General features: G+C 38.0%; 12 protein-coding genes, 2 tRNA genes and 1 pseudogene. 9 read left to right on the top strand and 6 right to left on the bottom strand.

What is annotated here, in order from left to right; translation table 11 throughout:
- Positions 1-193 precede the first annotated feature (193 nt).
- The gene (locus N6B01_RS04710) at positions 194-907 is read right to left on the bottom strand and encodes an SDR family NAD(P)-dependent oxidoreductase (RefSeq protein WP_262080156.1); all 714 of its coding nucleotides are present in this window, start codon (positions 905-907) and stop codon (positions 194-196) included.
- Positions 908-1,119: 212 nt separating this feature from the next.
- Positions 1,120-1,494: a hypothetical protein gene (locus N6B01_RS04705; protein WP_262080155.1), complete on the bottom strand. Its 375-nt coding sequence runs from the start codon at positions 1,492-1,494 to the stop codon at positions 1,120-1,122.
- 185 nt (positions 1,495-1,679) lie between these two features.
- Here N6B01_RS04705 and N6B01_RS04700 point away from each other — a divergent pair, with 185 nt between their 5' ends.
- The gene (locus N6B01_RS04700) at positions 1,680-2,441 is read left to right on the top strand and encodes an NAD kinase (RefSeq protein ID WP_182419153.1); all 762 of its coding nucleotides are present in this window, start codon (positions 1,680-1,682) and stop codon (positions 2,439-2,441) included.
- Positions 2,442-2,555: 114 nt separating this feature from the next.
- Here the strand turns inward: N6B01_RS04700 and N6B01_RS04695 are convergent, their stop codons facing one another.
- Positions 2,556-3,386 carry a TrmH family RNA methyltransferase gene (locus tag N6B01_RS04695; protein ID WP_262080154.1) on the bottom strand — a complete coding sequence of 277 codons (831 nt, stop codon included), beginning with the start codon at positions 3,384-3,386 and terminating at the stop codon, positions 2,556-2,558.
- A 192-nt stretch (positions 3,387-3,578) separates the two neighbouring features.
- Between N6B01_RS04695 and N6B01_RS04690 the strand changes: the two genes are divergently transcribed.
- The 5 genes from N6B01_RS04690 (at position 3,579) to N6B01_RS04670 (ending at position 6,435) form a co-directional block, all read left to right on the top strand.
- Positions 3,579-3,662, top strand: a tRNA-Tyr gene (locus N6B01_RS04690).
- 26 nt (positions 3,663-3,688) lie between these two features.
- A tRNA-Gly gene (locus N6B01_RS04685) sits at positions 3,689-3,762 on the top strand.
- A 980-nt stretch (positions 3,763-4,742) separates the two neighbouring features.
- On the top strand, positions 4,743-5,093 hold the full coding sequence (locus tag N6B01_RS04680; RefSeq protein ID WP_262080152.1) for a hypothetical protein: 351 nt from the start codon (positions 4,743-4,745) through the stop codon (positions 5,091-5,093).
- 112 nt (positions 5,094-5,205) lie between these two features.
- Positions 5,206-5,577, top strand: a complete 372-nt coding sequence (locus tag N6B01_RS04675; protein WP_262080150.1) for a hypothetical protein — start codon at positions 5,206-5,208, stop codon at positions 5,575-5,577.
- A 648-nt stretch (positions 5,578-6,225) separates the two neighbouring features.
- Complete coding sequence (locus tag N6B01_RS04670) at positions 6,226-6,435, top strand: cold-shock protein (protein WP_182419149.1); 210 nt, start codon at positions 6,226-6,228, stop codon at positions 6,433-6,435.
- Between the two features lie 220 nt (positions 6,436-6,655).
- Here the strand turns inward: N6B01_RS04670 and N6B01_RS04665 are convergent, their stop codons facing one another.
- Positions 6,656-7,051, bottom strand: coding sequence for a hypothetical protein (locus N6B01_RS04665; protein ID WP_262080148.1), 396 nt, complete (start codon positions 7,049-7,051; stop codon positions 6,656-6,658).
- Between the two features lie 562 nt (positions 7,052-7,613).
- Here N6B01_RS04665 and N6B01_RS04660 point away from each other — a divergent pair.
- Together N6B01_RS04660 and map are read left to right on the top strand one after the other, a co-directional pair.
- Positions 7,614-8,272 (top strand): annotated as a pseudogene (locus tag N6B01_RS04660) (IS1595 family transposase).
- Positions 8,273-8,471: 199 nt separating this feature from the next.
- Entirely contained in the window at positions 8,472-9,257 is a 786-nt protein-coding gene (map, locus tag N6B01_RS04655; protein WP_262080146.1) for a type I methionyl aminopeptidase, read from the top strand.
- A 35-nt stretch (positions 9,258-9,292) separates the two neighbouring features.
- Here the strand turns inward: map and rarD are convergent, their stop codons facing one another.
- Both rarD and N6B01_RS04645 read right to left on the bottom strand, forming a co-directional pair.
- A complete protein-coding gene (gene rarD, locus N6B01_RS04650; protein WP_262080145.1) occupies positions 9,293-10,195 on the bottom strand; it encodes an EamA family transporter RarD in 903 nt (300 codons plus the stop codon).
- 385 nt (positions 10,196-10,580) lie between these two features.
- Positions 10,581-10,877, bottom strand: coding sequence for a DUF1344 domain-containing protein (locus N6B01_RS04645; RefSeq protein ID WP_262080144.1), 297 nt, complete (start codon positions 10,875-10,877; stop codon positions 10,581-10,583).
- Between the two features lie 382 nt (positions 10,878-11,259).
- Between N6B01_RS04645 and aroC the strand changes: the two genes are divergently transcribed.
- A complete protein-coding gene (gene aroC, locus N6B01_RS04640; RefSeq protein ID WP_262080142.1) occupies positions 11,260-12,348 on the top strand; it encodes a chorismate synthase in 1,089 nt (362 codons plus the stop codon).
- The last annotated feature ends 40 nt before the right edge of the window (positions 12,349-12,388 follow it).

Here is a 12,388-nt window from a genome sequence, read left to right as displayed (position 1 = left end):
TGCCCCTATTTATCGCCAAGCAAAGTAGATGTCTACTCAAAATCAAAAAATAAATTCGATTTCATTAACTGCTTAGACTTTTTTGATTGGACAACCTTATAAAGCGGTTATTAGTGAGTGTTTTTGTAAATGCAATAAACTACAAAGCATAAGGCAGTGAAAGCATTTAATAAAATGCTAATCTTTGTAACCTTTACCATATTTCTTTATAGGGGCGCAATTCAACATTAAACGACCAAGCCCCGCGCGGTTGGTGCGCGATATGCCATAATTCCTCGGCAATATCATTGGGTTGAATAAAATAATCATCATTATTGCTTCGGTTCATCGACCATTGCACATCAATTACCGCATCAATAACCACATAGGCAACATGAATACCTTTTGGACCAAGCGAGCGAGCAATTGATTCTGCTAAAATTCGTTGCGCAGCTTTTGTAGGAGCAATGCCCGCAAAATTACTTTTACCGCGAATAGCTGCAGCATTACCTGTTACAATGAAAACACCATGGCCAAGCTCAAGCATTAAAGGCGATAATTTGCGTGTCACATGCAAAAACGCCATAACGTTAGTGTTAAAATTCATAGCGAGTTGCATTGGGTCGATTTCCAAAAAATCACCAAAAACGCCTTGGAAAGCATTAAACACAACAACTTGCGGCAAACCATGATTTGCAATAATTTCATTGAGCTGATGATCAAAAGCTTCAATATTGGTAATATCAACTGGATATCCAAAAGCGCCTTCGATTTCAGCTTCGTATTTTTCAAGTCGGCCGTGATTTCGCGCAATCATAGCAACATCATAGCCGCCTGCAGCAAAACGCTTCACCGCCTGATAACCAGTCCCCACGCCAACACCAATCACTAAAGCGCAAGGATTTTTGTGCATGACTGGCTCTTCCATTACGTGCTCCATAACCGTTTTGTGCAAAAAGCACATGTCTTAAATTTGACTGACCATTTAAAAAATCTTTAAGACCTTTTGATAGCATAAGCCATATTTTTTTTCATTTAATTGAAAAAAGTTATTTTAAACGCAAAAACTCAGCTCAACTTGTTAGATAGTTAACTGCTTCTTCAAAGACATTGATAGTCACGGCTGTTAAACCGCAAACATCAGCGCTCCAATGTTTTCTTAAACTCAAAAAGCTCATTTATAAATCTGCTATCACAGATATTTATAAAAGATACGATGCCTTGTTCAAGCTTTTTAACCTCTATATTGCGGTTTAAAACTGTTTCAATACCCAAGATCAAAATCGATGGTTCTTGAACGACAACAAAAAGACTATTTTTATAAAAATGGAATTGATTTTGTGTATCAAATAAAAACCTTATACCACCAATAAATACGATCTCATATTGCTCATCAATAATTGTTTCTCGCAACTCATAGACTACATCAAAAGGCCGACCGATAGAGCCCTCTGGAATAAAAATGGCATATTCGCCTTTAGGTAATTCCTTTTTTTGATTTTTTTTAAGAAACATCAAAAATGCTTTCATAGATAATGGATAAATTATTTCCCGGCTAAGTATTTTAATCCAGAAGCTATCATATTTTAAATTTGCTTATGACACCGAATTCAAGCATATTACTGGTTACCGGCTGATTACAAAATTTAATATTTTCTCCTATTAATAGTCGATTTGTAAATTAAAAAAGTTCACATTCCATGCCAAAATTTCATTTTATTGCCGCAGAAACACCCAATGCTACAAAAGCAGCTCAAGCTCTTATCAAACACTATGGACAAAATAGCGCGGAAGAAGCAACAACTATCATAGTCCTTGGTGGTGACGGCACCATGCTACAGGTCGTGCGCGATTTTATGAATAGTCAAAAACCAATTTATGGTATGAATCGCGGTTCCATTGGTTTTTTAATGAATGAATATGAAATAAAAAACCTTCCTGAACGTGTTTCTGTTGCCCATATGGAAGAAATTCATCCATTAGAGATGATTGCAGAATCAAAACTTGAAGGAAGCGTCAAAGCCCTTGCTATCAATGAAGTGTCATTGTTTCGCCAGTCCTATCAGGCAGCAAAAATTAAAATCAGCATTGATGATCAGATCAGAATGGAAGAATTGATTTGCGATGGCATTATGGCAGCAACACCCGCCGGTTCCACCGCCTATAATCTGTCAGCTCAGGGGCCTATTTTACCACTTTTGGCACCACTTATTGCATTGACCCCGGTTAGCCCATTTCGCCCACGCCGTTGGCATGGTGCACTTTTGCCGAACACAGCAACCATACGCTTTGATATGCTTGAGCAAGATAAAAGACCAGTTAATGCCGCAGCTGATAATATTGAAGTTAAAACCGTTACTAGCGTAACCATTTATTCGGCTAAAAATATCACTGCGCGTATATTATTTGACCCCAACCACTCATGGGATGAACGAATCCTATCAGAGCAATTCAAATATTAATTTTTTGATTCGCATAGATTTGCAAAAACCTTAAAAACAAAACCACAAGTAATCGCTTACTTGTGGTTTTAAGTGTTACAAATCGGAATTGTCAGCAATGCGGAGTTTTAAAAACTATTTAGCCTTTAAAAAATTACGTGCTGCATAAAGCGCAATAGCACTCGCGTTAGAAACATTCAGCGATTTTATTTCGCCAGGCATATCAAGACGCGCAAGATAGGATACAGTTTCGCGCGTTTTTTGCCGCAACCCCTTCCCTTCCGCACCTAAGACCAAGGCGATTTTTTTACCTGTAAAGGTTTCTTCCAACGAAAGGGGCCCTTCAGAATCAAGCCCAAAGGTCGTAAAACCAGCCTTATGCAATTGCTCAATTGCAGTGGCAAGATTACCTATACAAATATGATCAATAAGCTCTAAGGCACCGGATGCCGACTTGGCTAAAACGCCTGATTCTATTGGCGAATGACGTGCAGTCGTTATTAACGCGCCACCATTAAATGCCACTGCCGAACGCATAATTGCCCCGACATTATGGGGATCAGTCACTTGATCTAATACAACGACAAGCTCACTATCACCTAGTGCAGAAAGTGCACGCGGACGTAATGGCAAAGCTTCAAGCATGGCACCTTGATGCACGGCATCAGATCCTAGCAACCGATCTATCGCCCGTGGTTCAACGAATTCTGGCTCAATCGGCAAATCCTCTTGTGCAATTTCAAGCCGTGCAAAAGCATTTTGGGTTAGCAAAAGACGTTTAAGCTTACGTCGAGGATTAGCCAAAGCTGCCCGCACAGTATGCAAACCATAAAGTCGAACGAGTCCATCAGGCACATTTTCAGGTGAAAGTGCCGGACGATTTGATTTGGGGCCGCTATTTTGGCTGTCTCTATATTGACGGCGCAAACGGGCATAATGGGAATCTTTAGGAGTTTTTGAGTTCATGCGCCAGTTATATGCGCATTTACTATCCACGGATAGAACTAATTTTTCACATTTTTATATTTTTTTTCATTTTTTTTGAAATAGGCTGTTGACTTCTGCTCAACTTATCGCCATAACCCACTCCGCAAGCTGCAACGAATTAAGGTTCTACAGATTGCAAAGTTAAAAGCTGGTTCAGCTAGCTTGAAAAGTGGAGTGGTGCCCGAGGGGTTAAAGGGGACGGACTGTAAATCCGTTGCGTAAGCTACGTTGGTTCAAATCCAACCCGCTCCACCATTTTTCTTTAGCTGACATATTAGCTTGCGGGTATAGCTCAGTGGTAGAGCAGCAGCCTTCCAAGCTGAATATGCGGGTTCGATTCCCGCTACCCGCTCCATGATAATATCATAATTGATTATATGGTGTTTCCTCCCTTCTGCATTGATATTTCCTCAGATTTGCAAAACAATATGACATACAAGATGTCACACAACTTTGTTCAAAAAGCATGTTATTGTGAGTTCCAGATCTGCGAATCAAGATCATTAACTCATAGCAAAAATTGCAATTATGCCGATAAAAGATGAGCGCCCAAAGCAATTATCAATTTAGATAAATACAACCCAAACATTCAAATTGCTCTCCGTCCAAGTCACCTTATCATAACTCACGCCAAACGTGATATTGATGAAACAGCAAACAATGTTTTATAGGCAGCTTTAATGCTCGGCACTTTGCTATTTCACTGATAAGTATTATCAAAATAATTAGCTATCCAATGCTCAAACAAAGCCAAGCACTGCATGGGCAAAACTAGACGTGGTTGGCGGACTTAAGGTAGCACAATAGTCGGATGACCAAACCAATAAGGTACCTATTAAAGCGGTGAAAGAAGTCCAATCCTACCAGACCCGCCATGGCTTTACCCGCATATTTCTTTATTCAATCGCCCTAACTTTGCCTATTGGCAACCATCGGCGTGCGTGTCAATTGTTGAAACTTTATTTGGATAAAGTAGATTTGATAAATTATAGACCATTATAAAACCATTCAAGGCGAAATGCTTGTGATATTTGCCTAAAAATCTATAGCGATGAAAGCAGTTATCTTGAAACCGTAGTAAAAGCAAATCCAGACCTTTAATGTTTAAACATGCAACCAAGTGTTTTCAAAGTTTAACAATACCACAAGAATCGATACCAACTTAAACCTGCAAAAGGATAATCAGACCAAAAAAAAATAAAAAGAGCCAAGAATGCCCCCCAATACATGATCTTGATTGGAGCGACATTGATAACAAGTAAACCATTCTTTCATGTTGCTTGACTAAACCAAGTAAAACTCTTAAATTTTGACGTCTTTGATTTAGGAAAAATCATGAGAATAATTGGCGCAATCATCATAATTATTGCAGGTGTTTTAGGATTAGTGGCAGTTTTCATGCAAGCCTATGCTAGCGCATTAGGTGGGATTGGTGGCGCCTCACTCCCAAACCACGAAGTAAATAGTTATACATTTTATGGCGCGTGGTGTTCATGTCTATGCATTTTTCTTGCTGGCATAGCATTAGGCCTAAAAAGCAAATCACTTGTAATTTTGATAATCATTTCATCCTTATGTGGAATTGCTCTAGGTGGTATACTTGTTGCAGCAACTATGGTTATTTCACTTATTGGCTGCGGGATAATATTATCTGGCTATCAAAAAATACCAGATACCACGCTTTAACTAACTCCATTTTTTAAATATAATTAAATTGCTTACAGCGGTGTGATAGTCTCAGATTGAAGTGATCTTCATTAAAAGTAATCATGTACATAGCACTAAAAAAGAGAAACGTATGGGCATAGTTATTTTTTTATTATGGATTATTGCTTTTATAGCTTTTTTCGGTGGTATATTTTTATTATTTTTAAAAAAATCGCGTAAATTTGCCATTGTACTTGTACTTGATAGCTTAGTTCTCCAAGCCGCCCTAGGTTTTTATGCACAGCACAATCAAGCATCAAGAAGTGAAAATATAAAATCTCGCCATTTTCAGGAGTATGATAATGGACAAATCAAACTTGATGAAAGAGAGAGCATAGAAAACGCTGCAAAGGTAATCTCCACTTGGGATTTCAAAATTACACCAGAAGATTTGGTTAAAATGGCTGAAGAAAAAATGTCAACGCTCCCACAAGGTCCCAATAAAAGCAATAATGGTCTTTAAACAGCATTACCACCAAGGCAGCTTTTAGCTGCCTTTTTTATTGCCCTATTGTAACAGGATACTCCCCGAAGCTAACCGCAAAATACCGCGTCAGATTACTGCATAAGCACAAAAAAACATAATATGCCGTATTTGCTTGATGCATATAATCACTATGGCCTTGACCTACATTACCGCTTGACGCAATTTTTAGCCCAAACATTGCATGAATGAGATCGGCATTTTACCCCACAAAATATGGGGGCATCCAAAGCACAACATCGCTATGATATTGGCTTCGACCTTGAAAATACACCAGAGCGTGATGGCGTTAGCAAAAAAACTAAAGGCAGGGACTTAATTTAAATCACGGGCAGGGTTAATATTACCGCTTTTTATAATTGGTTTTTTACGAAAAAATAGCGTTACCCAATTTTATTTAAATTTTGTAATGATATTTATTTTGAATAACTTTCATTTTAGCACTATAATACTTATTTAAAATTTCAATTGACGTATGAAATAATTTAATGTAAACATTAAAAACGATGTTTTTTTTCGAGTTGTTACTTTATACGCTTTTAGCGTCCTAATTTTCCCCTCTTCTCAAAAATCGGTACTTAGATGCAATTCCTGCATTGATCTCTTATTGCTATGAAAGGGTTTATTATGACCACAGGCACAGTTAAATGGTTCAATTCAACCAAGGGCTTCGGCTTCATTCAACCAGATAATGGTGGCGCAGATGTATTTGTACATATTAGCGCAGTAGAACAATCTGGCATGCGCGGACTTGATGAAGGTCAAGCTGTAAGCTACGACATGCAGCAAGACAAGCGTTCAGGTAAAATGTCTGCTTGCAACCTAGCTGCAGCTTAAAGATTGCTATCTATTTTGCAATGACCACGGATGTACTGGCATTGTTAAAATAAGATAACGCCGAGAGGTCAGACAGATTGTCTGGCCTTTTTTATTTGTTAAATGTAAACAGAAACATTCACGCTTTACCACATTTGCACAAATTATGACATGGAAGACGAAAACGCCAAAAATTGCGCCTTCGGCTCCTTTTGCGACATATTTAAAGCAAATAAAAACGTTATTGATGAGGAATTGTCAAATCTGCATTTTTAAATTGCGGGTAAACTTCTAAAACTTTTTTAAACGATCTTTCATCATCAACAATTGCAAAATACCAGCGCTCGTCGACATTGAAATCTAACCCAAGATTTTCAGAGTTTTGTTCGCTACCATCTTTCATAAGGGTATGCGTTTTGTACGAAATAAGCGTATACAGCTCTCCGTTAGGTAATTCACGATAAATAAACTTATCTTTATCATAATCTAATGTCGTTGATGATATCTTTGACCAATTTTCATCCATGACAGTAAACATGAAAGATGTAAATTTTTCTTCGGTCATATTCAAGCCTTTGGCATAATGTAACAACATTCCAGGAGGCATATCTAATAGTATTTGTTCCTTGTCTTTCAAATCAAATGCCAGATACGACAATAAATAGAAGCCTAGCATTAGATACGCACTGTGATGATTAATCTATAAATACTTATAAAGAATTGAACCACTTTAAAAAATATGCAATCAAAAATGTGAGTTAAAATTATTCCTACCTATCCATATGAACATAGCAAAATTGCACCTTACCTTTTATCCTGCAAGCTTTACGCTTTAGCTTTAGGATAATTGCGTCACGCAAAGTATTTTCATGATATTATTGCTTTATAAAATATTGATCGGTTGCTCTTATATAGCCGCATTTATTGGTTAAGCAGGGCTTACACATCCCCCAAATTTCAATAAATAAGACAAGTTCATCCCTTTGCTGGGCTATATTTATCACCGGATTCTTTTATTTAGTTCATATATTACTTTACCTTTAAACGATTACGGCAATCCCTTTTTTAGAATTTACAAACCTTAATCAAATGATATGCCATCAACTTTTATGGTGAGGAAAGGCGTTTTGCGCCACTCGCTCGCAGGCAAACTTCTTTTTGGGGCTGACACCTGACTTTATATAAGTTAGGGTCTCTTTATGTATGTAAAGCATTGTAAACTAACAAGAAATAAGCAGTTAGAGCTTATGAAATACTTCATTGCGGGTTCAACCGCTAGAACAGCTGCTGATTTGGCTGGTATTCATCGCAATACAGCTGTACGCTTTTTTCATAAATTGCGATGTTCAATTGCCGTAAAACAACAGGAACGTGCGGAACAATTTGCGGGTGAAATCGAATTAGATGAAAGTTATTTTGGAGGTCATAGCAAAGGCATGCGCGGTCGAGGAGCTAGCCAAGTAAAGTTGCTGTCTTTGGTATTCTTAAGCGAGGTGGTCAAGTTTATACACAAATCATCTTGGATGCTAAAACAGATACGCTTATGCCTATAATCCGCCAGAAAATCGTACCGGACAGCATTGTTTATACAGATTGTTGGCGAGGATATAATGCGCTTGATGTTTCAGAATTTAAACATTTCCGCATTAATCATTCAATCTTATTTGCGAATGAAAAGAACCATATTAATGGCATTGAAAATTTTTGGAACCAAGCCAAACGACATATGAGAAAGTTTAACGGAGTTCCAAAAGAGCATTTCAATCTATTCTTGAAAGAATGTGAATGGCGCTTTAATATCGGTACACCTAAACAGTTGCTAGATGATCTTAAAATCATCCTTAAATCACAATCTTAGGTGTCAGCCCCTTCTTTTTAAAAACTTTTGATGTTGCGCTATTTGGTCTTAATCAAAATAATCCTATATTAATTTCGTTTGATTGTTTTCAGTAGTTTATGCTCTTTACAATTAAATATTGCCTTGGCAATGAATGAGCATGACATGATGAAACGACTCAAATATTGACATATGAGATTTCTGCAATTGGATAATATAGATGCTAAAAAGAAAAAAAGTTCCAATAAAAAATGATAAAGACATAGCAAATATGCGCGTTGCTGGCACATTAACTAGCAAAGTATTAACCGCCATACGCCCCTTAATAAAAGCTGGGACAACAACTTTGCAAATTGATAAATTTTGTCATGATTACATTATAAATAATCTCCATGCTATCCCAGGTAGCCTTGGTCAATATGGCTATCCACACACCGTCAATACATCCATTAATGAGGTTGTTTGCCATGGTTGGCCAAGTGATCGGCAGCTTGTAAATGGCGATATTATCAATATTGACGTAACCGTTAAAAAGGATGGTTTTTACGGTGATAGCAGTGTTACCTTTATTGTTGGCGACACGGATGAAAAAGCTAAGCATCTCGTTAAAACCACCCAAGAGTGCCTATATAAAGCAATTAGACTGGTAAAGCCTGGCGCCACTTTAGGCGATATTGGCGCTTGCATTCAACATCACGCCGAGAAAAATGGATATTCGGTGGTAAGAGATTTTTGTGGGCACGGTATTGGCCGTAAAATGCATGAAGAACCCACTGTACTTCACTATGGGAGCAAAGGAAAAGGACTAATATTAGAGCCTGGCATGACATTTACAATTGAACCAATGATCAATCAGGGTAGCAATGCTGTTAAAACATTAAAAGATGGCTGGACCGTTATAACCGTTGATAATAGGCTTTCAGCTCAGTTTGAGCATACAGTGCTTGTTACACAAAAGGGTGTTGAAGTTTTAACCTTACGTGAGGATGAAGACCTTAAAACTTAAGACCTCCTTGATCTACGCATAAATTAAAAATGTATTTATAGTTTTTTTTCTTTGGCCATTGATGCTCGATAATTCATAATAGATGAAACAGTATAAATTATAAGTGCTAGCCAGATTAACGAAAATGCAACAAGTTCAATTTGGTTGAAAGGCTCATGAAAAACAAAAACAGCAAATAGAAATAGGATCGTTGGTGTCATATATTGCATAAGACCAAGTGTCATCAAATTCAAAGCTTTTGCACCTGCTGCAAATAAAATGAGTGGAATTGCCGTTAAAGGGCCAGCGCCAATAAGCAATAGGGTATCAAGGGTAGTGCCGTGAACAAAGTAATCTTTACCGCTATAGATGAAATAGCCTTGCAATACTAAAGCAGGTATAAACAAAATAAGGGCTTCTAGCATAAATCCCTGCGCTGGACCGATGGGAAGCGATTTGCGTAGCAAAGCATATAGGCCAAATGTTATAGGCAAAACCAACGACACCCAAGGCAAGCCGCCTTTATTTATTGCAAGAATTGCAACAGCACATGCAGCTAAAACAACAGCTAGCCATTGAAACGGAGTTAAGCGTTCCTTTAAAAAAACAAAGCCCAATAATACATTTAATAGCGGATTAATATAATAACCAAGGGCAGCATCGACAGCATGATTATTGCCAATTGCCCAGATATAAACACTCCAATTGCAGGTTATAAGCGCCGAAGTCACACAAGCCATTGCAAGAACTTTTGGTTTCTTGAAAGCATTAAGTAAATCGGTAAATCTACCCAAATAATAAAGAATGAGCGCTGTAACCGGAACTGCCCATATAATACGGTTAGCAACGACTTCCAAAACATCAATATGGGCAACAGCCTTCATATAAAGCGGTAAAAGCCCCCAAAGACCATAGGCGCCAAAAGCCGCTAAAAGACCGCGTATATTTGAAGATTGCATATTTGCCATACCCATATCATTTAAATTGGAATGCTATTTAATGTTATACTCAGTTCACTCTAACAGCCAAATTTTCTGAGTATTATTTTTCTACTCAAATTTGTTATTTTCATTTGTTTTTATGAAAACAAATGCCCCTTCCTATAGCACTATATAGAAAAATAATAGTCTTTCATCCAATGGAAACTCTTACAAGGGTTAAAACTGTTGGCAATGCAATTAAATCATTCAATTTTTAGTCATAAAATTCGTAATAATGACTCACTATATAAAAAAGGCAAAGCGTAGTGCTTAAAACACTATGCTTTGCCTTTAAATCAATCAGCTAAGCGACCCCCGTGCTAGCTTAAATTTTTAGTTAATGGATTAACTATTAAAATCTCTATTAATTAGACTGTGTCTGCCCATCAGGAAGTTCGATATGAGTGTTTTCTCCTTCAGGCTCAATATCCGTGACATAACGGTTGGATCCATCAACATCATAAAATACCGTCACTTTCATTCCCGGTTGAATGACACTAAAATCAAACTCACCCGGCAATGCATAACTCTTACCATCTGTTAATTGCATAGTGTTTGCGTTTGGATCAATTGCTGTAATTGTTCCCTGAGCACTATCAGCAAATGCAGATATTGGAAAAACAACTGCAGCGAATGCACCTAAAAATAAAAGTTTGCGCATAAAAATTCCTTATATGGGAACATGGCCCATAACTCTAGTAATTAAAATCCCCAGCCAAAATATTCAAGTTAAACTCAAAATACATTGCCCCGCTAACATGAATTCTTCAATTGACAGTATCAATCTCGCCCAAAATAGCACCAATCTCTATAAAAATTGCTAATAGTAAAAATTGGAAAAAAACAAAATCCAACCTCCTACCGCTTATAATTATAAGAAATTCGACATTAATACTGAATGAATTTATATAAAGCAGGTGAATGTGACGAAAGATTGTAAAAAATCATCAAATTTTGATTATATGTCGTTATCATATTTGACCGCACATCAAAACAACAATAAAACAACCCTAACAGAGTTTTAAAATAGTTGAGCAATTATCATGTCATTCAATACATTTGGTCATATGTTTAGAGTCACGACTTGGGGAGAAAGCCATGGCAGCGCGATTGGTTGCGTCATTGATGGTTGCCCACCTGGAATTGTTTTTTCTCTTAATGACATGCAAAAAGAACTCGACCGCCGAAAGCCAGGACAATCACGGTTTACCACACAGCGCCGCGAAGATGATGCAGTAAAAGTATTGTCTGGCGTTTTACCAAATGGCGACCAATTGATTACCACTGGAACCCCCATTTCAATGGTTATTGAAAATACTGATCAACGCTCAAAAGATTACGGCGATATAGCGAATAATTATCGCCCTGGCCACGCTGACTACACCTATGATGTCAAATATGGTATTCGTGATCATCGTGGTGGTGGTCGCTCATCAGCCCGCGAAACCGCAATGCGAGTAGCAGCAGGCGCTTTAGCACGTAAAATCATACCAGAAGTCAACATTCGTGGTGCTATTGTTCAAATTGGCAATCTATCCATTGATAAAAGCCGCTGGAACTTTGAAGAGATTGATAATAATCCATTTTTTTGTCCCGATCCAATGATGGTGGAACCCTTTACTCAATATCTTGATGAGATTCGTAAAAGCGGCTCATCCATTGGCGCAATTGTAGAAATAATAGCTGAAAATGTACCCGCCGGTCTCGGCGCCCCAATTTACGCAAAGTTGGATCAAGATATTGCCTCCTACATGATGTCAATAAACGCGGTTAAAGGTGTTGAAATTGGCGATGGTTTTGCCTCTGCAGCACTGCGTGGTGAGGAAAATGCTGATGAAATGCGTATTAGCGCTGATGGTAAACCACTATTTTTAGCCAATCATGCCGGCGGTATTTTGGGCGGCATCTCAAACGGACAGCCAATAATTGCCCGTTTTGCCGTCAAGCCTACCTCGTCAATGTTAACCCCAACTAAATCAATTGATAAAGATGGCAATGAGGTAGACGTTATAACCAAAGGCCGTCACGATCCATGTGTAGGAATTCGTGCTGTTCCGGTAGGTGAAGCAATGATGGCTTGCGCCCTTGCCGATCACTTCCTTCTTCATCGTGGTCAAACTGGCCGAATTTAAACGATCAAAGATTAAACTGAGATTTAAATTGTCGATTTAT

It is taken from the genome of Bartonella sp. HY406 (genome assembly GCF_025449315.1).
Taxonomy (GTDB): Bacteria; Pseudomonadota; Alphaproteobacteria; order Rhizobiales; family Rhizobiaceae; genus HY038.
Note: the sequence above shows the minus strand (reverse complement) of the source record. Positions and strands in the feature narration are given on the sequence as shown.

Excerpts from the sequence above, each read along its gene's own strand:
- map (WP_262080146.1), top strand. The coding sequence starts at position 8,472 with ATGCTAAAAAGAAAAAAAGTTCCAATAAAAAATGATAAAGACATAGCA.
- N6B01_RS04710 (WP_262080156.1), bottom strand. The coding sequence starts at position 907 with ATGGAAGAGCCAGTCATGCACAAAAATCCTTGCGCTTTAGTGATTGGT.
- N6B01_RS04695 (WP_262080154.1), bottom strand. The coding sequence starts at position 3,386 with ATGAACTCAAAAACTCCTAAAGATTCCCATTATGCCCGTTTGCGCCGT.
- N6B01_RS04670 (WP_182419149.1), top strand. The coding sequence starts at position 6,226 with ATGACCACAGGCACAGTTAAATGGTTCAATTCAACCAAGGGCTTCGGC.
- N6B01_RS04680 (WP_262080152.1), top strand. The coding sequence starts at position 4,743 with ATGAGAATAATTGGCGCAATCATCATAATTATTGCAGGTGTTTTAGGA.
- N6B01_RS04675 (WP_262080150.1), top strand. The coding sequence starts at position 5,206 with ATGGGCATAGTTATTTTTTTATTATGGATTATTGCTTTTATAGCTTTT.
- aroC (WP_262080142.1), top strand. The coding sequence starts at position 11,260 with ATGTCATTCAATACATTTGGTCATATGTTTAGAGTCACGACTTGGGGA.
- N6B01_RS04700 (WP_182419153.1), top strand. The coding sequence starts at position 1,680 with ATGCCAAAATTTCATTTTATTGCCGCAGAAACACCCAATGCTACAAAA.
- N6B01_RS04645 (WP_262080144.1), bottom strand. The coding sequence starts at position 10,877 with ATGCGCAAACTTTTATTTTTAGGTGCATTCGCTGCAGTTGTTTTTCCA.
- rarD (WP_262080145.1), bottom strand. The coding sequence starts at position 10,195 with ATGCAATCTTCAAATATACGCGGTCTTTTAGCGGCTTTTGGCGCCTAT.
- N6B01_RS04705 (WP_262080155.1), bottom strand. The coding sequence starts at position 1,494 with ATGTTTCTTAAAAAAAATCAAAAAAAGGAATTACCTAAAGGCGAATAT.